Genomic DNA, 20,555 nt, shown 5'->3' on the forward strand with positions numbered 1-20,555 from the left:
GACCGCCTCGTCGAGGCCCTGCGCGCCGCGCTCAAGGAGAACGAGCGGCTGCGCGCGGCGCAGACCGCGTCGACGAACGAGCCGATCGCCATCGTGGGCATGTCCGTGCGCCTGCCCGGCGGTGTCCGCACGCCGGAGGACCTGTGGGAACTGGTCCTCGACGGCGTGGACGCGATCGGACCGCTCCCCCGCGACCGCGGGTGGGACCTGGAGAGCCTGTACGACGCGGACTCGCCCAACGGGACCCCGGTCCGCGAAGGCGGGTACCTGGACGGCGTCGCCGAGTTCGACGCGGACCTGTTCGGCATCAGCCCGCGCGAGGCCGAGGCGATGGACCCGCACCAGCGGCTGCTGCTCCAGGCCTCCTGGGAGGCGTTCGAACGGGCCGGGCTCGCGCCGTCGGCCATGCGCGGCACGCGGACCGGGGTGTTCGTCGGGCTCGGGCACCAGGACTACGGGCCCGCCTGGGACGCCGTGCCCGCGGGCTTGGAGGGCGTGCTGGGCAACGGGCGGATGGGGAGCATCGCGTCCGGCCGGATCGCCTACGCCCTGGGCCTGGAGGGCCCGGCGCTCACCGTCGACACGGCGTGCTCGTCGTCGCTGGTCGCGCTGCACCTGGCCGTGCAGTCGCTGCGCCGGGGAGAGTGCGACTCCGCCCTGGCCGGCGGCGCGATGGTGATGTCCAGCGTGCTCGCGCTGGTGGAGTTGACCCGGCAGCACGCGCTGGCCGACGACGCGCGCTGCCGGGCGTTCGGCGAGGACGGGTCGGGCATCGGGCTGTCCGAGGGCGTCGGGGTGGTCCTGGTGCAGCGGCTGTCGGACGCGGTGGCCGCCGGGCGCGAGGTGCTGGCCGTCGTGCGGGGTGGCGCGGTGAACCAGGACGGCCGGTCCAACGGCCTCACCGCGCCCAGCGGCGCGGCGCAGCGGCGGGTGATCCGGTCCGCGCTGGCCGACGCCGGGCTGACCGCGACAGACGTGGACGCGGTCGAGGCGCACGGCACGGGCACCGCCCTGGGTGACCCGATCGAGGCCGATGCGCTCATGGCCACCTACGGGCAGGACCGCGACGAGCCGCTGTGGCTGGGATCGCTCAAGTCCAACATCGGGCACACCCAGTTCGCCGCGGGCATCGCCGGCGTGGTCAAGGCGGTCCTGGCGCTGCGCCACGGAATCCTGCCCGGCACCCTGCACGCCGACCCGCGCTCGTCGCGGATCGACTGGTCCGCGGGCGCGGTGGAGCTGCTCACCGAGCGGCGGCCGTGGCCGGAGACCGGTCGGCCGCGGCGGATGGCGGTGTCGTCGTTCGGGCTCAGCGGCACCAACGCGCACCTGGTGCTGGAGCAGGCGCCCGTCGGCGCTCACCCGGATCCCGTGCCGGACCGGCTGCTGCCGTTCCTGCTGTCCGGCACCGACGAGAGGGCGGTGCGGGCGCAGGCCGCGCGGCTGCGCGAGTCCCTGCCGGACGCGCCGTTGGCCGACATCGCGCTGTCGCTGGCCACGACGCGGTCCCACCTCGCCGCGCGGGTCGCGGTGGTGGCCGGTGACCGCGAGGGGCTGGCCGCCGCGTTGGGCGACGTGGCGCGCGGCGTCACGCCCGTGTCCACTGTGGACTCGCACGGCGGTGTGGTGTTCGTCTTCCCCGGTCAGGGCTCGCAGTGGCAGGGCATGGGCGTGGAGCTGCTGGAGCACAGCCCGGTGTTCCGCGACCGGATGGCCGACTGCACGCGGGCGCTGGCGGCGTTCATCGGCTGGGACGTGCGGGACGTGCTGCTCGACGTGCCCGGCGCGCCCTCCGCGGAGCGGATCGACGTGGTGCAGCCGGTGCTGTTCGCGCTCAACGTGTCGTTGGCGGCGCTGTGGCGGTCGTACGGCGTGGAGCCGTCCGCGGTGGTCGGGCACTCGCAGGGCGAGATCGCCGCCGCGTGCGTGGCCGGTGCGCTGAGCTTGGCCGACGCGGCACGCGTGGTCGCGTTGCGCAGCAGGCGACTGCGGGCGTTGTCCGGTCAGGGGGCGATGGCCGCGGTGTCGTTGCCCTTGGCGGAGGTCCAGGCCCTCCTGCGCGGCACCGACCTCGTCGTGGCGGCCCTGAACGGGCCCACGTCCATCGTCGTGTCGGGGCCCACGCCGTCGGTGGACGCCTTGCTCGCCCGGTGCGAGGCCGAGGGTGTCCAGGCGCGGAAGGTCCGGTCGGACGTGGCGACGCACTGCTCGCTGGTCGAGGTGCTGCACGCCGACCTGCTGGAGGACCTGCGCCCCCTGGCGCCGCGACCGGGCGACATCCCGTTCCACTCCACGGTCGAGGCGGCCGTGGTCGGCGGCGAGGAGCTGGACGCCGACTACTGGTACGACAACATGCGGCGGCCGGTCCGGTTCGAAGAGGCCGTGCACGGGTTGCTGGCCGAGGGCCACACGGTGTTCGTCGAGGTGAGCGCGCACCCGGTGCTCACGGTCGCGCTCCAGGACGTCCTGGAGGACCGGACCGGCGTGGCGGTCGGCACGCTGCGGCGCGGCGACGGCGGTCCGGCGCGCGTGCTGGCCGCGCTCGGCGAGCTGTGGGCCGCGGGCGCCGCGGTGGACTTCGCGCCCGCGCTGGCCGGTGGCCGGGTCACCGCGCTGCCGACCTACGCGTTCCGCCCCGACCGGTACTGGTTGGACTCCGGGGCGGTCGGGCAGGGTCGGGACGCGGGGTTCTGGGCGGCGGTCGAGGCCGGTGACGCGGACGCGCTGGCCCGGCTCGTCGCGCCCGGTCGGCCCGACCTGGCCCGGGCCCTGGCGCCCGCGCTGCCCGTGCTGTCCCGGTGGCGACGTCGGCGGACCGACCACGACCAGTGGCGCTACGGCGTGACGTGGCGGCCGTGGGAACCGCCGGCCGGGGCGGTGGCGGGCAGCACGGTGATCGTCGTGCCGGCGGAGGACCGGGCGCTCGGCGAGCGGCTGCGGGAGGTGCTGGGCGGCGAGGTGGTCGCGGTGCCGGTCGGCGGCGGGGTCTCGCTGCCCGAGGCGGCTCGCGTCGTGAGCACGGTGGTGGACCCGGACCGGGCGTTGGCGGTGATCCGGGCCGCGCGGTCGCCGCTGTGGTTCGTGACCTCGGGTGCGGTGGCGGCCCGACCCGACGAGTCCCCGGCGTCGGCGGACGCCGCCGCGCTGTGGGGCCTGGGCCGGACCGCGGCCCTGGAGTTCCCCGACCGGTGGGGCGGGTTGGTCGACCTGCCCGCGGAGGTCGACGACGGCGTGCGGGCGAGGTTGGCCGCCGTGCTGGCGTCCGGGTCGGACGAGGACCAGGTGGCCGTGCGGTCGGACGCGACGCTGGTCCGCCGCCTGGTCCGCGCCCCCGCGGGCGAAGGCTCGCCGTGGCGCGCCGGCGGGACCGTGCTCGTCACGGGTGGGACCGGCGCGGTCGGGCCGCACCTCGTGCGGTGGCTCGCGCGCAACGGCGCCGAGCACGTCGTGTGCACGAGCCGGACCGGCGTCGAGCCGCCGTCGTTCGCGGCCCTGCGCGCGGAGTCCGACGTGCGGTTGACCGTGGCGCGGTGCGACATCGCCGACCGGGACGCCCTCGCGGAGCTGATCGACCGGATCGGGCCGGTGCGCGTGGTCGTGCACGCGGCGGCGGAGATCCGGCTCGATCCCCTGCGCACCACGACGTCCGAGGAGTTCGCCCAGGTCCTGGCGCCGAAGGTGGCCGGCGCGCGGAACCTCGACGAACTGCTGCCGGACGTGGAGGCGTTCGTGCTGTTCTCGTCGGTCGCGGGCGTGTGGGGCAGCGGCGACCACGGCGCGTACGCGGCGGCCAACGCCTACCTGGACGCGCTGGCGCGGCAGCGGCGGGACCGCGGCCGGCACGCGCTCAGCGTCGCGTGGGGTCTGTGGGACACGCCCGACCGGTGGGGCCCGGACGGACCGCCGGAGGTGGTGCGGCTCGCGGAGCGGCAGGGACTGCCGCTGATGGACCCCGAACAGGCGCTGGTGGCGCTGGGGCGAGCGCTGGACAACGACGACACCTGCGTGGCGATCGTGGACGTGGCGTGGGACCGGTTCCTGCCGGTGTTCTCCGCGAGCCGCCCGCGGCCGTTGCTGGCCGAGGTCGGGGATCCGGTCGAGGCCACCGCGGCGGACCTGCCCACCCGGCTCGCCGCGCTGTCCCCGGACCAGCGCGAGCGGGAGGTGCGCGAGATCGTGCACGCGGCGGCGGCCGCCGTGCTGCGGCGCGACGACGTGCCGCTGGGCCGGCCGTTCCGGGACCTGGGCCTGGACTCGTTGACGTCGGTCGAGCTGCGCAACCGGCTGACCGCCGCGACCGGCGTGAAGCTGCCCGCCACGGTGGTCTTCGAACACCCGACCGTGCTCGCGCTGACCGACCGACTGGTGGCGGAACTGGGCGGCGCGCAACCGGTGACGCCCACGGCACCGTCCGTCACCGACGACGACCCGATCGCGATCGTGGCGATGAGCTGCCGCCTGCCCGGCGGGGTGCGCTCGCCGGAGGACCTGTGGCGGCTGCTGGAGGCCGAGCGGGACGTCATCGGTCCGCTGCCCGACGACCGCGGCTGGGACCTCGACCGCCTGTACGACCCGGAACCCGGTCGCCTCGACACCACGTGCACGAAGGAAGGCGGCTTCCTGCGCGACCCGGCCGCGTTCGACGCCGCGTTCTTCGACGTCGGCCCGGACGAGGCGCTGGCGATGGACCCGCAGCAGCGGCTCGTGCTGGAGACGGGCTGGGAGGCGTTCGAGCGCGCCGGCATCGACCCGTCGGCGTTGCGCGGCAGCCGGACCGGCGTGTACCTGGGCACCCGGTACCAGGGTTACGGCGCGGACGCGCCCGCCACCCCGGAACTGGCGCCGCACCTGCAGACCGGCGACCTGATCAGCGTGCTGTCCGGCCGGGTCTCGCACGTGCTCGGCCTGGACGGACCGGCGATCACGGTCGACACGGCGTGCTCGTCGTCCGCGGTCGCGCTCCACCTGGCCGCGCAGGCGCTGCGCCAGGGCGACTGCACGCTGGCGCTGGCGGGCGGCGTCACGGTGATGGCGCGCCCGGCCGAGCTGGTCGGGCTCAACCAGCTGCGGGTGCTGTCGCCCGGTGGGCGCTGCCGGTCGTTCGCCGACGACGCCGACGGCATGGGCATCTCGGAGGGCGTCGCGCTCGTGCTGCTGGAACGGCTGTCCGACGCCCGGCGGCACGGTCACCCGGTGCTGGCGCTGGTGCGCGGCTCCGCGCTCAACCAGGACGGCACCGCCAACGGCCTCACCGCGCCCAACGGCGGCGCGCAGCGCCGGGTCGTCGCCCAGGCCCTCGCCAACGCCGGCCTGCGGCCCGACGAGGTGGACGCCGTCGAGGGCCACGGCACGGGCACGGCGCTGGGCGACGCGATCGAGGCCCAGGCGCTGGTCGACGTGTACGGCGGCGACCGCGCGCGGCCGCTGCGGCTCGGGTCGCTGAAGTCCAACGTCGGCCACACCCAGTCGGCGTCGGGGGTGGCCGGTGTGATCAAGATGGTGCTGGCGATGCGGCACGGCGTGCTGCCGCGGTCGCTGCACGCCGGCGTGCCGTCGTCCCGGGTCGAGTGGTCCGGGGTGTCGCTGCTGGACTCGGCGGAGCCGTGGCCTCGGACCGGGCGGCCGAGGCGGGCCGGGGTGTCGTCGTTCGGGATCAGCGGCACCAACGCGCACGTGCTGCTGGAGGAGGTGCCGCCGCCGGCGCCGCCGCCCTTCGCGGCCGGGCCGTGGCCGCTGTCCGCGCGGTCGGCGGAGTCGTTGGCGGCGCAGGCCGAACGGCTGGCGGCGTTCGTCGCGGCGGAGGAGCACCTGGGCGGCATCGGCGCCGCGCTGGCCTCGCGGACGGCGCTGGAGCACCGTGCCGTGGTCGTGGCCGACGACCGCGAGGGGTACCTGGCGGGCCTCACCGCCCTGGCGACGGGTCGCCCGCACGAGGCCGTGATCACCGCGGCGACCGCCACGGGCACGGACACCGCCCACCGGTGGGTGCGGGGCGAGGTCGACTGGCCGACGTCGCCCACCGACGGGCGCACGACGGTGCCGACGTACGCGTTCCAGCGACAGCGGTACTGGCTTTAGGCAGGACGGCGGCGGGCCGGTCCCGCCGCCGTCCAACTGCTGACGGCGGGCCACGGGGTGAAGTTCTTCCTCGCGGAGGACCTTCCCGGCCGCCGCGACCTCCTCGTGGCCGGCACGCGGCTCTCTGGCATCTGTGAACCACCGCGCTCCGGTGTTGTTCGGGCGTTCCGAGGGGTTGAATTCCGGGCCTACGCCGCTCGGAGCAAGGAGTGCACATGCGCACAGCAACCGTGGCCGCGGCAGTCGTCGCCCTGGCCGCCGTGACCGCTTCGCCCGCTTCCGCGATCAACACCTACAACGCCACCCCCGCCCCGGAGCGGACGGAGGTCGGAGCCCTGGTCGCGACCTGGGACAACGACGACAACCCCGCCACGCCGGACCGGGTCGACTGGGTGTGCAGCGGCACGATGATCGACGCCGACACCTTCCTCACCGCGGCCCACTGCGTCGACGGTTGGCCGTCGAACGTCACGTTCTACGTCTCGCTGCTGCAGGACGTGCAGTCCGCGCTCGACACCGCGACGGGGACCCCGGCGCAGAAGGCGGCGGCGGTCGGCGTGCGGGGCGTGGCCCACGCCGACCCGGCCTACCCGGGCAACTCCGCCGACTCGCACGACATCGCGGTCGTCGAGCTGCCCGCCAAGCAGCTGGCGGCGCGCTGGAGCTTCAAGCCCGCCACCCTGCCGACCGCGGGCAAGCTCGACGCGCTGGGTCCGAAGGCGCTCGACGCCGCCGAGTACACCGTCGTCGGCTACGGCACCGAGGAAGCCCAGAACGGCCCCGGCGGCCACACGCACCCCGGCGGCGGCGCCCGGATGAAGGCCCCGCTCGGCTTCAACGCGCTCAACAACACCTGGCTGCGGCTGTCGATGGTGGAGGCGCAGGGCAACGGCGGCGCGTGCTACGGCGACTCCGGCGGCCCGAACTTCGCCACGATCGACGGCAAGCGCGTCCTGGTGGCGACCACGATCACCGGCGACGCCCCGTGCTACGCGACCAACGTCGTCTACCGCATGGACACCCCGTCCGCCCGCTCGTTCCTCGCCCCCTTCACCACCCTCCCGTAACGCCGACGGCGGCGCCGGCTCCCGACCGCACGTCGGGAGCCGGCGCTGCCCTCAGTCGGTCGGCAACCGACCGCCGGGCAACGCCTCCAGCGGCAGCGGAGTTTGGCCCGAAACGGTCACGGTGAAGCGTCCGTCGGTGTCCTCCACGTGGATCAGGTAGCCGCCGCGCAGCTCGTAGGTCCCGGTCACGGCGACCGGCTCCACCGGGGTCGGCCTGCCGTAACGGCTCTCGGCGGCGGCGAAGAGGGCCGACAGGATCTCGTTCGCAGCGTCGTTGTTCGTCAGCACCGCGACGCTCGTCCGGGTGCCGGGCCACGTGTGCAGGCGGGAACGCCTGGTCGAAGCTGCTGTCGGCCATGCCGAGCGGGTCGAGGACGGTGGTCCGCACGAGGTCGGCGAACCCGTCACCGGTGACGTCTTCGAGCAGCTGTTCCAGCACCGCGTAGTGGCTGCCGAAGCCGCGGAACAAGTTGTAGGTCAGGCCCGCCGTGCGCGCCGACAGCTGCCGCGGCGTGATCACGACCCGCCGGCCACCGGTTTCGGGCACGTGCCACGACGTCAGGTAGGCGTCGATGTCCTGGTCGAGGTCGAGCACTCGCTCAAGAGAGTCGCACCGGTAGGCGTTCCACGAGCTGGAGGCACAGGCGTCCGTTGTGGTAGCAGCACTTCCACGGACCGGCCGCCTCCTTGCGCAGCGGCACGTTGTCCGCGTCCCGGGCGTACAGCCACTCGCCGGTCGGCCGGGGGTCGACCACGTTGGCGGTGATGTAGTCCCAGGTGCCGCGCGCCAACTCGAGGAACGACCGGTCACCGGTGCGTTCGTGCGCGTTGAGGAAGCCCACGACCGCCTCCGCCTGCACCCACCAGACCCGCGTGGCGTCGACCCGGCCCGCGACCGCCTCGTTGGCGACCGCGCCGTCGGCGAGCACCGCCCGTTCCGCCGTGCCCTCGGCCAGTCCGACCACGGCGTCCGGCAGGTCCGCGCCGATCTCCCGGCACGCCTCGTCGATCAGCCAGCTCGCCTCGACGTCGTGGCCGAACGACATCACCTCGCCCAGCTCACGCCAGTCGGCGTCCAGGAACACCCGCAGCGAACGGCGGCGCGGGTCGTAGAACCGGTCGCGGAACGTCTCCAGCAGTGCCGCGATCCGACCGGCCACGGCAGGCGACGGCGCCACCGCGTGATAAGCGGTCAACGCCTCCAGCACGTGCAGGTGGGTGTTCATCGTGACGTCGGCCAGCTCCGCCTCACCGAGCAGGGCGTTGGGCTTCGGCGTCCAAGCGCGGTCGAACTGCTCGCGGTAGGCGCCCCTGGCCGGGTCGAAACCGACACCCGTCACGATCCCGTACACCTCCGCCGCCCTCGCCGCCGCACCCGGATCGCCGGTCGCGCGGTGGTACTCGCTCAACGCGTAGAGCGCGAACGCCTGGGCGTAGACGTGCTTGTCGGTGTCCGCCGGCGCGCCGGTGTGGTCCACGGACCAGAACACCCCGCCGTGCACGGGGTCGACGAGGCGGCCGGTCACGAACCGGTACATGTCACGTGCGGCGGCCAGGTACGACAGGTCGCCGAACGCGCGGTAGGCGGCGGAGAAGGTCCACAGGAACCGGCACGCCATGACCGCGCCCTTGTCAGCCGTGTGGTGCACCACCAAGTCCACGTCGACGTACCCGTGCACGCCGCCGTGCTGGTGGTCCACCAGGCCGAGCCAGAACGGCAGGATGCGGTGCCGCAGCTCGGTCTCCGCCTCCCGCCGCAGGTCGTGGTCGATCATCGGCTCCCCGTCCGGTTGTTCACCCGCAGGCCTCGGCTCGCACCTGGTGCAGCCCGACCTCCGTGACCGTGTCGTCCGCGACCACGACGATCAAGTCTGCCACCCTCGCCGCGGACCTCGATGCCGAACTCACGAGGCACTTCGTCGCGGTGGCGCGGACATGGGACCGCGGGCGCGGATACCCTCTCCGCCATGGTCCGCACGACCCCGCCGCGTCCGGTCGACGTCGCGGCACTCCTGCCCCGCCTGGCGCCGCTGGCGCGCACCGCCACGCGGCTGCACCCCCGGCCCGGCGAACCGACCTCGGCGGACAGCTCGATCGGCGGCCCGTTGCTGTGGCCCGCGGGAGAACCTTGGCCGACCTGTGCCGAACACGCCGGTCCCACGCTCTACGGCGCCACCGTGCCCGACGTGGTGGCACGGCGGCGGATCCTGGCGCAGGCGTGGGCGCGACCGCGTCCCGACGGCGCGGACCTGCTGACCGAGGAGGAAGAGGTCGTCGTCGACCGCGTCGACTCCGGCGCGGAGATCGCGCAGGACGGACCGACGCCGATGGTGCCGGTGGCCCAGCTGCACGCGCGCGACGTCCCCGGTCTCCCCCGCCCGGACGGCGCCGACCTGCTGCAGGTGCTGTGGTGCCCGTTCGACCACGAGGACGACGGCTACCTGCCGAGCACGGTGCTGCGCTGGCGGGTCGCCGCCGACGTCACGGATCCGCTGACCGACCCGCCACGACCGGCCGCGGTCGAGGAGCACTACCTCCCGCAGCCGTGCGTGCTGGACCCGGAGGAGGTGACGGAGTACCCGGCCCGGCTCTCCCTGCCCGAGGACCTGGCCGAGCAGGTCAAGGCGTGGGAGGGCCCGGACTACCAGTTCGACCTGTCCGTCGCCCCTGGCTGCAAGGTCGGCGGACACGCGCCGTGGAGCGTCACCGACCCCTTCCCCATGTCCTGCCCCGACTGCGGCGCCGACGTCCGACCGCTGCTCACCCTCGACTCCGCCGAGTGGGGCGGCGAGACGAGCTGGCGGCCGTTCGAAGACACCGCGGCCGACCCACAGCCGTTCCCGGCCGCCAACGAGCCGACGCTGCTGATGATCGGTCGCGGCTACAAGCTGCAGTTCTACTCGTGCACCGCCTCCCCCGCGCACCAGCACATCGCGAACATGCAGTAGCCGCTCCCGACCGCGGCGCACAGCCGGCCGGCCCGGGACACGCCGATCCGCTAAGTGGTCGAGGGCGCGGAACGGCACTCGCTCAGACGATTCGGGTCAGGCCTGTGGCTGTCGGGCGAGACGTTGGGCAGGTTCCCCCTGAAGAAGTTGTCCCACAAGCCGTCGACGATGAACTTCCTCAGCTTCCCCTTGATCAGTTCGCACCTGACCTTGTCACCCAGCGGCAAGCCGACACCGTATCGCTCCTCCTTGCCGAAAACGATGTTGGCGGGGATCGTCACGCCGTTGTCCGTCTTGGCCATGCCGTACAGCAGGAGTTGGTCCGTCGACACCACGTCCACGTCGCCCGCGTGCAAAGCCAGGCGGCAGTCCTCGTAGACCTTCTTCTGCACGATGGTCACCTTGACCCCCAGGTCGTTCTTCACCTGGTCCAGTGAGGTCGACCCGCTGGTGACGCACACCGTCTTTCCCAGCAGGTCACCGACCGAGCGGTACAGGCCCGCATCCTCGCTTCGCACCATGACACCTTGCTGGGTGCGCATGTACGGTCCGACGATCTCCACCTGCTTGAGCCGGTGGTCGGAGATCGAGTAGTTGGCGATGACCATCGAGACCGTGTTGTTCTTGAGATCCCTCTCACGATTCTCGGTCACGACGTCGACTTCGACCGGATCGAAGTTCAGTTCACTGCCCAACCATTCGGTCAGGTCGTGGTCGAACCCACTGCGCGTTCCGGTGTGGTCCCTGAACCCCCACCCGGGCGAACTCGGCGCAGAACCAACGTTGACGACCGACGGGAACGACGGCTCTTCGGTGGACGTGCACGCCGAGAGCAGGACGACCAGCACGACAGACAATCTCAGCACGCGCGCGGACCAGTTAATCATGGAGCACCGCCTCGTCAATCTGCATCAGCACCTTGCACGGTGCGTTCGCCGGTTCGTAGTGGACGACCACTTTGACCTGCGCCGCGGTTTGCGCGCCGCCGAGCGGGAGGGTCACCTCGGTCCTCGGCGCAACGCTGATCGCCTGCCCCTCTTTCCCGTCGAGGACGGGAATGAAGTCGAGCAGCGCCGTGTTCTCGCAATCTCCGGAATCTCGGACGTTGCGGAGGGACACGACCAGGGTCAAGTTGTCCCGCCGTGGCGGACGGTGCGACTCCGGGAACACCAACGTCGCGACTCCACCATCCGTCCACGGCACCCCGGCAGCACTGACGTGGCCGGAGAGGGCGACGTCGAGGTCCTTCGTGTTCTCCCGCACGGCGTACCCGACGGTCAGGATCCCGAGCACCGCGATCACGACCGCCGAAACGATCAGGACACGCCGCCACGGGAACAGCGCACTTGTTCCTGCCGACGCCGAGACTCCCGAGAGCGCGGCCAATGCGACGGCCAGGGGTAACGACAGCGCGCCCGCGAGCTGGCTGGCGACCTCCAGGTCCAAGAACGTCAACGGTGCACAGGAGACAGCGAAGAGCACCGCCAGGATCCGCAAGTTCCGCCGCCCGTGTTCATTTTCACCCACATCTCACCTCCAGGCATGACCTACCCCTATTACAATTGCCGTCGCATGCGAAGTAACGACGACGCTTGATCATCGCGGTAGCGGGACTGTACGGCGGGCCGGCAGGTATAGAACCGCACTTTTCGGTAGTTGCCTGTTTCGTGATCTTCTTCGGCTCGCGACAGCGGCGCGGCAGCACTCCGAAGAGGTGCGCCTGCGGCCATTCGGCCGAGGATCCGGTGGCGGCGCAACGATAGGAATAACGGGTGCGGCGCGCCGGGTTCCGCCGCCGACGTCCGACCGCCCGTCACCGGCCGGAGGTTCCGGTAGCCCGCCCGCGGGCCAGGCGCAGTGGCGCCCAGATCAGCAGGGCGAGCACGGCCACCAGCAGGTACTCGATGGCCGGGATGCGCACGACCTCGTCAACGCGGTCGAAGCCGCGCCAGGCGTAGACGGCCGCCACCGCCACCGCGACGGTCCCGGCGACCCACCAGCGCGCGGCCGTGCTCAGGCCGACGCCGTGCATCTGGGTGATCACGAAGATGCCGACGAACCCGAACAGGAACATCGGCCAGATCCCATCCGGTCCGGAGTTCATCACCGCGACCAGCGTGCCGTGCAGCGCCACCATCAGCTCCAGCGTGAGCGTCCACCACCGGTTCGTGTGGGCGGCGGTGAACATCAGGCTGCTCTGGAACAGCAGCAGGAACATGTAGAAGAACCCGATGAGGTGCCCGCTGGTCGACTCCATCGGGTGATACCAGAACGTGTAGATCGCGGCCCAGCTGAACAGGTAGCCGTGGTACCGCCGCACGAAGTCCACGACGTCGGCCGAGATCGGGGCCCGCCGGCCGAAGAACAGCCCGCGCCGCTTGTTCTCCATCAGCAGCACGGCCACCAGCAGCAGCACGACGGAGCCCTGCGAGCTGAAGATCGACACGTCCTGGGCGATGCCGTCGTAGAAAATCTGCGTCTGCACGGCGTGCAGGGCGATGAACGCGCCGTTGGCCGCGAGCGCGACGACGTTCACCCGGTGCAGGCCGGTGGTGTAGCGGCGGATCCTGGTCTGCGCGTAGTAGATGAGCCCCCATGACACGACCTGGTGCGCCACGTAGCCGGTCCACGCCGACGCACGCGTCCAGAAGGTGGGCTCGGGCAGTTTCCAGTAGTACCAGGAGGCCCCCTGGTCGGGCAGCAGGGCGATCCCGTGCAGCCGCTGCCCGAACAGCCACACCAGGCCGGTGAGCGCCAAGCTCCCGATCACCCCGAGCACGAGCAGCCCACTGCGACCACGCACGATGTTCAGCACGCTGAACATCATGGCAAACGCTCAGCAGGCTGAACAACTGCCCCTCGGACCGCTCTGCGAAGATGGTCGCGTGGGCCAAGGGGACGAGCAGGAGGTGTCGCACCGGCCGGACCAGGTGCGCGCCGACATCGACTCCTGGCCGACCGGGCGACTGCTGTCGGTGGCGGCGCGGGTCGTGGAGAGCCGGTTCGACGAGGTGCTGAACGGCTTGGGCCTGACGCACGCGGGCCTGATCGCGCTGCACCACCTCGCCGACGGCCCGCGCGCCCAGCGCGAGCTGGCGACGCTCTGCAAGGTGACCGACCAGACCATGAGCCGCACCATCGAGCGGCTGGACCGCTCCGGGCACGTCACCCGCGGCTCCGACGCCCGTGACCGCCGACGCACCCTGGTCGAGATCACCCCGACCGGCCGGGACGTCCTGACCGCCGCCCGCCGCGAGGAGCAGGAGTCGGAGGCGCTGCTCGGCGCGGTGGACGACTACGACCACTTCCGCCGCCAGCTGATCGTCCTGATCGCCGCCGCGACCGGTCACCGCTGAACTCGCCGGCACGCTGGGTCGACGCAGGCCCGGCACGGCGGACACCCGCAGCCCGGTGTCACCCGCGCACGTGCCGCCTCGCGGACTCGTCACCGAGCGCACAGGCGCCGTCCGGCCCGCAGCGATGTCCTTCCGAGCGGCACAGGGTTGCCAGTGCGGTGGTGAGCAGGCGTTCGGCGGTGAGGGCGTCGTGGGCCAGCGCGGTGGCGAGGGATCCTCCGTGCGCCAGCGGGACGAGGGACCACCAGTCGCCGCCGGCCGGTTCGGCGGGGTCGTCGCCCCGGACGAGCAGTTCGCCGGCGATGACGGTGTGGCCGGCGAGGTGGGCCGGGGTGTGGTCCAGGTCGGGGTTGCCGAGGTCGAGTCGTTGGTGCAGCAGGGTGGTGTCGGCGCGGCGGACGCGGGTGAGGCCGGTGAAGCGCCCGGGTGGTTCGCCGGTGCGACCCAGGACGACGATCTCCCGGCAGCGCAGGCGTGCGTCGGGGGCCAAGTCGGCGAGCAGCTCTGTGTGGTGGTCGGCGTCGGCGGCGACGATCGTCGGCTCGGTGCGGTAGTCGAGCCGGCCGGCTTCGGCGACGTGGAACCTCGTGGTCATCCGGCTGGGGCCGGGGTGCGGACCGGGCAGCGCGAGGGTGGCGCCGATGCCTTGCAAGCGCAGCCCGGCGCCCGGTCCGACGTGGACTTCCAGGTCCAGGTCGTCACCACCCAACGGGGCCGCGGCGGAGCCGACGAGGTGCACCAGGGCGGTGTCGGGGTCGCCGTCGTGTCGGCCGGGTGGGCTGGGCATGAGGGTGAGCGGGGACACCGACCGCAGTTCGCGCACGACGCTGCGGCCGGTGCGGTCCCGTTCGACCACCAGGCGCGCGCAAGCCCTCACGCCGTGCTCGTGAGCTGGGCGGACACCGCGTCGGCCGGTCGGCTCAGGCAGGCGCGGACCCAGTCGGCCACGTCGGGCGCGTCGGGGGTTCGCACCAGGGATTGCGTGATCACGGGCAGTCGGTGGCGGCGCATGCGGTGGGCGTCGGAGACCATGACCGCCATGTTCGCGCCGACGTGCTCGGCGAGGTCCGTCTTGTTGATGACCAGCAGGTCGGCGGTGGTGACGCCGGGGCCGCCCTTGCGGGGCACCTTGTCGCCGCCGGCGACGAACACCTGCCGGTCGACCAGGCCGCGGCTGAAGGTGGCGGTGAGGTTGTCGCCGCCGCTCTCGATGATGACCAGGTCCAGGCCGGGGAAGCGGGATTCGAGGCGTTCGACGGCGTCGAGGTTGGCGGTGATGTCGTCGCGGATGGCGGTGTGCGGGCAGGCTGGAGGTCCTTCACCAGGAACCGCGCGGGGTCCGCGACGTCGTGCCGGGTTCCGTCGCTGTCCGTGTAGGCGTAGCGATCGAGGTAGTGGCGGCCGGTTTCCCGGTAGCCGAGCCGGAGGTAGAGGGCCGCTGCCCGGGGGTTCCCATCGTCGACGCCCAGGCCGATCCGGTGGTGGCCGTGTTGGCGGACGACGTCCTCCGCGGCGGCGATGAGGGCGGTGCCGATGCCCTGGGACCGGCGTTCGGGCGGCCAGACGTCCAGGCCGTTGAGTTCGGGGCAGTCGGGGTAGTGCTCGTTGATCTCCGGGGCGGAGCAGCCACGCCAGAGGATTTCGCCTGCCCCGACCGGCAGGTCGTCCGCCCAGGCGATCAGGAATGTGCTGTGACCCTGTTGCTGGCGTTCGAACCGGGTGGTGTGACGCTCGGGTTGGCCGGGCGTGGGGATGTGCTCGCGCAGCTGGGCGAGGTCATTTTCCTGGCAGGGGCGGATGACGACCATCTCTGTCCTTCCCGGACGACGACTGACTTCTGCGGGCGCAGGCGGCCCGGTCGCCGCTGCCGGCGCGCTGTCGGTGTCGGACAGGGGGTGATGCGGCGCAGGTCAGCGTAGCGGGTGTCGGTGTGGCTGTTCTCGTAGCGAGCCGCTCGAACTCGGGTACCGTGCCTTGGCTCTGCGGTGGCGACTCCGCCGAGCCGTGAGCGGTTCGGTCGGTCCGCGGCGCGGGTGTCCGTTGGCGTGATCCGCGGTGATCACCGAGGTCCCGAGCCCCGGTATCGTCGGCCGGTGACCTCGGAAGCCGGCGCCCGCACCACCCCCACGTGGCCGGACCTGGCCGTCATCGCCCGCGACGTGCTGCTGGACGTGCTGGTCCACGGGCCGCTGTCGCGGGCCGAGATCGCCGACCGGCTGCGCCTGTCCCGGCCGACCCTCACCCGGGTCACCAGGTCGTTGGTGGCGAAGGGACTGCTGGTCGAGGGCGACACGAGACCCCGCGCCTCGGCGGGGCGGCCCTCGGAGATGCTGCACGTGCGGGGCGCGGCCCACCACTTCCTCGGCGTGAAGCTGACCGCCGAACGGCTCCACGCCACGATGACCGACCTCACCACGACCCCGGTCGCCACCACCCAGGAACCGCTGCGCTCCCAGGACCCCGCCGACGTGGTCGACCAGATCGCCGACGTGGCGGCCCGCTTCCCCGCCCCGACCGGCATGGGGGTGACGCTCGGCGGGGTCACCCACCACGGTGTGGTCGTGCGCGACGAGCACCTCGGCTGGACCCACGTGCCGCTCAAGGCGGCGGTGACCCGGGCCACCGGCATCCCCACCGCGATCGACAACGACGTGCAGGCGCTCACCGCCGCCCAGCACTGGTTCGGCCCCGGCGCCGGGCTGAGATCCATGGCGGTGATCACCGTCGGCGCGGGCGTCGGCACCGGGCTGATCGTCAACGGCGGCCTCGTCGAAGGCGCGCACGGCCTGCCACCCTGCTTCAGCCACACCCTGGTCGACGCGAGCGGTCCGCTGTGCGGCTGCGGCCGGCGCGGCTGCGTCTCCAGCTACCTGCTCACGCACGTGATCCTGCGGCGACTGACCGGCAACCCCGCCTACGACGAGGCCCTCGACCGGGTCCGCGCGGGCGATCCGCAGGCCCGGCAGGTGTTCGACGAGGCGGGCTACGCGCTCGGCGTGCTCATCGGCACCGTCGCCAACGCCGTCGACCCGCAGAAGGTGCTGCTCACCGGCGAGGGACTCCCGCTGTACGACGTGTCGACGCAACTGGTGCACGACGGCATCGAGGACACCTTCGACGACGACCCCGCCCTGATCGACCTGGACGTGCAACCGTTCGACCACAGCGAATGGGCCCGCTCCGGCGCCGCCCTCGCGGTCAAGGCCACGATCACCGGCACGATCTGATGCCCGGGCGGGTGGGAGGCGCTGCGTCGCCTCCCACCCTTCCGCGCGTGGTCACGTCGTGGGGACCACGCCCGCGGACACCCGGTGGCTCTCCGGCGGGCCCAGGTAGCTGTACTTCAGGCCGCCGGTGTCGACCACGAGGTTCTGCAGCACCACGGCGGGGTCGACCACCCAGAACTTCACCGTGTGCACGCCGGGAGAGGTGACCGTGAACGTGGTGGACGTGCGGTTGACGGCTTCCAGGGCGTTGACCTCCCAGCCCTTGTTCATGGTCGTGTCGTCGGCACGCGTCGCAGTCGTGATGTCGACCGTCCGGGGCGCCTGGTCGTCGATCGACATCGCGTACTTCACGCCGTCGCCGGGACGCACGTTGTTGCGGGGCGAGAGGTACGCCCACACCGTGACCGGTCCGGTCGTCGTCAGGTTGACCTGGTACTCCAGGCGTGCGCCGTCGCCTCCCGGTGTCTGGTCGGCCGTGGTCACCGGGCTGGGCCGCATACCCGACCCGGTACGGCCGATGTCGGGCAGGCGCGACCAGGTGATCCCGTTGCCGTCGACGGCTTTGGTGTAGTGGTCGGCCTCGATGGAGACGTAGCCGCCCGCTTCCACGAAACCGCCCGCGGGCTCGGTGATCGGCTTGTTCACCACCGCCTGCACGGTGACGGTGCGGCCGGCGCCGGTCACGGTGATGGCGTGGCGCGAGTACGACCTCTTCGACGTGCTGCTGGTGACGTTGCAGGTCTCCGTCGCCGTGGTCGTGATCTCCGTGCTGATCGGCGTGCCCACTGCCTACGCCCTGGCCCGCCGCGACTTCCCCGGCAAGAAGCTGCTCACCCTGCTGTTCCTGCTGCCCATCCTGATGCCGCCCATGACCTACGGCATCCCCCTGGCCACCGTGCTCTACAAGTTCCACCTGGCCGGCAGCATGACCGGCGTCATCGTGGCCAACCTCGTGCCGTCGGTGCCGTTCGTCGTGCTGACCATGACCCCGTTCATCGAGCAGATCGACACCAAGATCGAATCCGCCGCGCGGAGATCACCACACCGGACGTGCCGCCGCCCAACAGCGCGTCCAGCTCCGCCAGCTCCGGCTCGCGACCGGTGAAGTTGCCGGTCGACAGGGGCAACTGCCGGGGCTGCCGCACGGGCGCGGCGGTCGTGAGGTGCACGCCGCCGTGGATGTCGCGCGACTGCAGGACGAAGTCGCTGGGACCGGAGACGGTGTTCGAGTGCCCGGCCACGTCGTCCCCGTCCACCACCACCTCCGCCGCCTCACCGAAGGCGCCCACGGTAGCCGCACCCGCCGCACGACCACGTCCCGGCCGTGAACCGCGGATCGGTGGTGTGCCGGCGAAGAGCGGTGCCGGTCGTCGCAGGTTCGCCTTCCGCTGTTCACGGTGTCGCGGCACGGCCCAGGGCCGCCTCGACGATCCGGATCGCCTCGGTGGGATCGATGCCGGTGCTCGCGATGACCGCCGCGTAGTCGAGGGCGGCGCGGCGGGCCTGTTCGAGGGCGCGGTCGCCGGCGGCCGCGACGTACGACCCGGCCCGCCCGCGGGTCTCGATCAGCCCGGCCTCCTCCAGCTCCCGGTACGCCCGACCGACGGTGTTCACGGCGAGGCCGAGGTCGGCCGCGAGCCGGCGGATCGTCGGGAGCCTCGTGCCCACGGCGAGCGCGCGGTCCTGGATCTGCCTCGCGAGCTGGGCTCGGAGCTGCTCGTACGGCGGCGTCGGCGAGGCCGCGTCGATGACGATCACCGGGTCGCCATGGCTCGCCGGGCCGCCGCACCGACACCCGCGGACCGGACCTGGATCAGGGAGAACACGACGGCGCCCACCACGAGGAGCGCCACCGAGACCGCGTTCCACCAGCCGAGCGAGTCCCCGTACAGGAAGATGACCGGCAGCAACCACACCAGGCTGGGGGTGACGACGGCGCGGGCGTCCTCGACCCGCATCACGACGTCGGCCGTGAGCGACGCCTCGTCCTCCGCCACGGCCGGGCTCGCCAGCACCTGGCGCAACTGCATGACGGTGCCGGCGGCGGCGCCCACGAGGCCGATCAGCACGATGACCGCCCCGGACCGCAGGCCGGGGTCCGGAACCGGCAGCACGCTCACCGCGAGCAGCAACGCGCCGGCGAAGCCGGCGACCGTGAAGACGGCGTGCGGCAGGCCCAACACCGCCGGCCACCCGAGCTGGACCGGGTGGGCCACCCGCCGGGGCAGTCGTGCGCCCGCCCGCCGGTCGACCCGCCGCACCCACCAGCCGAGCAGCCACTGCGCCACCAGCAACCCGACCACCAACGCCGTGAGCACCAGCAGCGCCGGCCAGGACGACGTGACGTCGGCGGGCAGCGTCAACGCGTGCGTGAGTGCCGCACCGATCATGAACGCCGCCAGCAGGACGCTGTTGGCGAGGTTGGCACGCCGTCGCACCGCCAGCCGTGCCGCGAGCAGCGGGGTCGGCTCGGCGTCGGCCAAGCCGTGCCGGGCCAGCCACCGCCCGGCCTCCGGGTGATCTCCCTGGCGCATGCGCCACCTCCCAATGTCACAACCTTTGTCTCAACACGATGAGTCATAGGATGCGACAATGTCAACCCCGGGTCGGGCGCTGCCACCCGGACCCCGTGGGCGTGCGAGCCGGCGCGGTCGGCCGCCCGACATCACCCTGCGCGGCTTCACCGTGGGTCATTTTCGGAGATCATGGTGAAAGCTCTTAGCTCGACCCGGTAGCGCCCTACACCCGTTCGACGGAGAGCGATTGCCGAGCACGGCCGGAACGTCCCAGGGTCGGACGAGTCGCGGTTGATCGAACCCGATCACCGCGATCGCTCGAACATTCTCACTCGAGAATACCCACACCCTGAGGAAGGCCATGAAAAGGTCGAGGATGCTGGTTGCGGTGTTCAGCCTTGCCGCCGTCGTGCTCAGCGGCACCATGATGCTGTCGGCTCCGGCGCAAGCGGTGACCGGCGTGATGGTCCGGAGCGAGATGAATGGCAAGTGTCTCGACATCAAGGACTGGAACAACAACGACGGCGCGACCGTCCAGCTGTGGGGTTGCCACGGCGGCGCCAACCAGCGCTGGTACGGCGACGCCGGGATGATCCGCAGCGACATGAACGGCAAGTGCCTCGACATCAGAGACTGGAACAACAGCGACGGGGCCGTCGTGCAGATGTGGAGCTGCCACGGAGGCTCCAACCAACGCTGGTACGTGGACGCCGGAATGATCCGCAGTGAGATGAACGGCAAGTGCCTCGACGTCAAGGACTGGAACCCCAATGACGGGGCCGTCGTGCAGATGTGGAGCTGCCACGGCGGCGCGAACCAACGCTGGTACTGACCAACCGCCCCGCCTGGGTCGCGGCGAAGGAGTGCGTCGCTCCCCCGGCTTTTTCAGGTTGGTGAGACGAGCTTTGTGGTGAGACCGGGCAGCGGAGTCGGCGGGTGCCGCGGCGGCACCCGCCGTTCCCGGTCAGCCGGGGTTGCCGGTGACGACGTCGCCGGTCTTGGTGATGCGGTAGGCGGTCGTGGCGCCGCTCCAGAAGTGGAACGTGAGCGTGACCGGGCCGTCGTCCACCTCGGCGAAGAACTCCGGTTTCAGGATGATGCCGTCGGCGCCGTAGTCGGGTTGGAAATGCGCGGCCTGGATCGGTAGGTCGTGGCTGATGATGCCGATCGGCCACGGCACCCCGGCGGAGAACCTGGCTTCGATCGTCGCGTTCACGCCATGGGCCCGGTTGCCGGCGAGGCGGGCGCCACCGGCCGGTCCGGGGCACCGGTGCGCGACGACCTCCGCGGCCCGCGCGTATCCCCCACCGTGGTAGTTCACTCGCTGTCACGCCCGGAGCTCCGCGCGATCCGACGCGCCCAG

At 72.3% G+C, this 20,555-nt stretch carries 16 protein-coding genes and 3 pseudogenes; 7 read left to right on the forward strand and 12 right to left on the reverse strand.

Going from position 1 to position 20,555, the window contains the following annotated elements; translation table 11 throughout:
• Positions 1-6: 6 nt before the first annotated feature.
• Positions 7-6,078 (forward strand): annotated as a pseudogene (locus tag AB0I91_RS30085) (SDR family NAD(P)-dependent oxidoreductase); the annotation flags it as partial.
• 215 nt (positions 6,079-6,293) lie between these two features.
• A complete protein-coding gene (locus AB0I91_RS30090; RefSeq protein WP_499609040.1) occupies positions 6,294-7,145 on the forward strand; it encodes a trypsin-like serine protease in 852 nt (283 codons plus the stop codon).
• 51 nt (positions 7,146-7,196) lie between these two features.
• Here AB0I91_RS30090 and AB0I91_RS30095 read toward each other — a convergent pair whose 3' ends face one another.
• From AB0I91_RS30095 to AB0I91_RS30105, 3 genes and pseudogenes are all read right to left on the reverse strand, one after another.
• Positions 7,197-7,433: a hypothetical protein gene (locus AB0I91_RS30095; RefSeq protein ID WP_499639998.1), complete on the reverse strand. Its 237-nt coding sequence runs from the start codon at positions 7,431-7,433 to the stop codon at positions 7,197-7,199.
• Between the two features lie 52 nt (positions 7,434-7,485).
• Positions 7,486-7,740 (reverse strand): annotated as a pseudogene (locus tag AB0I91_RS30100) (serine hydrolase); the annotation flags it as partial.
• A 4-nt stretch (positions 7,741-7,744) separates the two neighbouring features.
• On the reverse strand, positions 7,745-8,920 hold the full coding sequence (locus AB0I91_RS30105) for an AGE family epimerase/isomerase (protein WP_499639969.1): 1,176 nt from the start codon (positions 8,918-8,920) through the stop codon (positions 7,745-7,747).
• A gap of 192 nt (positions 8,921-9,112) precedes the next feature.
• Here AB0I91_RS30105 and AB0I91_RS30110 point away from each other — a divergent pair, with 192 nt between their 5' ends.
• Positions 9,113-10,093 carry a hypothetical protein gene (locus AB0I91_RS30110; RefSeq protein ID WP_499639971.1) on the forward strand — a complete coding sequence of 327 codons (981 nt, stop codon included), beginning with the start codon at positions 9,113-9,115 and terminating at the stop codon, positions 10,091-10,093.
• Between the two features lie 50 nt (positions 10,094-10,143).
• On the opposite strand, the gene AB0I91_RS30115 is transcribed toward AB0I91_RS30110, so the two are convergent.
• The 3 genes from AB0I91_RS30115 to AB0I91_RS30125 all read right to left on the reverse strand — a co-directional run bounded on the left by AB0I91_RS30115 (position 10,144) and on the right by AB0I91_RS30125 (position 12,908).
• On the reverse strand, positions 10,144-10,941 hold the full coding sequence (locus AB0I91_RS30115; RefSeq protein WP_498778143.1) for a transporter substrate-binding domain-containing protein: 798 nt from the start codon (positions 10,939-10,941) through the stop codon (positions 10,144-10,146).
• A 31-nt stretch (positions 10,942-10,972) separates the two neighbouring features.
• The gene (locus tag AB0I91_RS30120) at positions 10,973-11,548 is read right to left on the reverse strand and encodes a hypothetical protein (RefSeq protein WP_499639973.1); all 576 of its coding nucleotides are present in this window, start codon (positions 11,546-11,548) and stop codon (positions 10,973-10,975) included.
• A 358-nt stretch (positions 11,549-11,906) separates the two neighbouring features.
• Positions 11,907-12,908 carry a hypothetical protein gene (locus AB0I91_RS30125; protein ID WP_499639974.1) on the reverse strand — a complete coding sequence of 334 codons (1,002 nt, stop codon included), beginning with the start codon at positions 12,906-12,908 and terminating at the stop codon, positions 11,907-11,909.
• 70 nt (positions 12,909-12,978) lie between these two features.
• On the opposite strand from AB0I91_RS30125, the gene AB0I91_RS30130 reads away from it, so the two are divergent.
• Positions 12,979-13,449, forward strand: a complete 471-nt coding sequence (locus tag AB0I91_RS30130) for a MarR family winged helix-turn-helix transcriptional regulator (RefSeq protein ID WP_499639976.1) — start codon at positions 12,979-12,981, stop codon at positions 13,447-13,449.
• A 58-nt stretch (positions 13,450-13,507) separates the two neighbouring features.
• On the opposite strand, the gene AB0I91_RS30135 is transcribed toward AB0I91_RS30130, so the two are convergent.
• Positions 13,508-14,326 (reverse strand): urease accessory protein UreD, encoded by an 819-nt coding sequence (locus AB0I91_RS30135; protein WP_499639978.1) that lies wholly within the window; start codon positions 14,324-14,326, stop codon positions 13,508-13,510.
• A pseudogene (locus AB0I91_RS30140) lies at positions 14,323-15,257 on the reverse strand (GNAT family N-acetyltransferase). The gene AB0I91_RS30135 and the pseudogene AB0I91_RS30140 overlap by 4 nt, the downstream one beginning before the upstream one ends.
• Positions 15,258-15,542: 285 nt before the next feature.
• Between AB0I91_RS30140 and AB0I91_RS30145 the strand changes: the two are divergent.
• Positions 15,543-16,676, forward strand: a complete 1,134-nt coding sequence (locus tag AB0I91_RS30145) for an ROK family transcriptional regulator (protein WP_499639980.1) — start codon at positions 15,543-15,545, stop codon at positions 16,674-16,676.
• Positions 16,677-16,727: 51 nt separating this feature from the next.
• Here the strand turns inward: AB0I91_RS30145 and AB0I91_RS30150 are convergent, their stop codons facing one another.
• On the reverse strand, positions 16,728-17,360 hold the full coding sequence (locus AB0I91_RS30150) for a hypothetical protein (RefSeq protein WP_498778155.1): 633 nt from the start codon (positions 17,358-17,360) through the stop codon (positions 16,728-16,730).
• On the opposite strand from AB0I91_RS30150, the gene AB0I91_RS30155 reads away from it, so the two are divergent.
• The gene (locus tag AB0I91_RS30155) at positions 17,335-17,781 is read left to right on the forward strand and encodes an ABC transporter permease (protein ID WP_499639982.1); all 447 of its coding nucleotides are present in this window, start codon (positions 17,335-17,337) and stop codon (positions 17,779-17,781) included. The two genes, AB0I91_RS30150 and AB0I91_RS30155, sit on opposite strands and share 26 nt — an antisense overlap.
• Positions 17,782-18,068: 287 nt before the next feature.
• Here AB0I91_RS30155 and AB0I91_RS30160 read toward each other — a convergent pair whose 3' ends face one another.
• On the reverse strand, positions 18,069-18,434 hold the full coding sequence (locus AB0I91_RS30160; RefSeq protein WP_499639984.1) for a GntR family transcriptional regulator: 366 nt from the start codon (positions 18,432-18,434) through the stop codon (positions 18,069-18,071).
• Positions 18,431-19,210, reverse strand: coding sequence for a hypothetical protein (locus AB0I91_RS30165; protein ID WP_498778163.1), 780 nt, complete (start codon positions 19,208-19,210; stop codon positions 18,431-18,433). Before AB0I91_RS30165 ends, AB0I91_RS30160 begins: the two co-directional genes overlap by 4 nt.
• Positions 19,211-19,568: 358 nt before the next feature.
• On the opposite strand from AB0I91_RS30165, the gene AB0I91_RS30170 reads away from it, so the two are divergent.
• Complete coding sequence (locus AB0I91_RS30170; RefSeq protein ID WP_498778167.1) at positions 19,569-20,024, forward strand: RICIN domain-containing protein; 456 nt, start codon at positions 19,569-19,571, stop codon at positions 20,022-20,024.
• Positions 20,025-20,156: 132 nt separating this feature from the next.
• Here the strand turns inward: AB0I91_RS30170 and AB0I91_RS30175 are convergent, their stop codons facing one another.
• Positions 20,157-20,513: a hypothetical protein gene (locus AB0I91_RS30175; protein WP_499639986.1), complete on the reverse strand. Its 357-nt coding sequence runs from the start codon at positions 20,511-20,513 to the stop codon at positions 20,157-20,159.
• Between the last annotated feature and the right edge of the window lie 42 nt (positions 20,514-20,555).

This window comes from Actinosynnema sp. NPDC049800 (genome assembly GCF_040656635.1).
GTDB lineage: Bacteria > Actinomycetota > Actinomycetes > Mycobacteriales > Pseudonocardiaceae > Actinosynnema.

Excerpts from the sequence above, each read along its gene's own strand:
- AB0I91_RS30110 (WP_499639971.1), top strand. The coding sequence starts at position 9,113 with ATGGTCCGCACGACCCCGCCGCGTCCGGTCGACGTCGCGGCACTCCTG.
- AB0I91_RS30105 (WP_499639969.1), bottom strand. The coding sequence starts at position 8,920 with ATGATCGACCACGACCTGCGGCGGGAGGCGGAGACCGAGCTGCGGCAC.
- AB0I91_RS30170 (WP_498778167.1), top strand. The coding sequence starts at position 19,569 with ATGCTGGTTGCGGTGTTCAGCCTTGCCGCCGTCGTGCTCAGCGGCACC.
- AB0I91_RS30165 (WP_498778163.1), bottom strand. The coding sequence starts at position 19,210 with ATGCGCCAGGGAGATCACCCGGAGGCCGGGCGGTGGCTGGCCCGGCAC.
- AB0I91_RS30090 (WP_499609040.1), top strand. The coding sequence starts at position 6,294 with ATGCGCACAGCAACCGTGGCCGCGGCAGTCGTCGCCCTGGCCGCCGTG.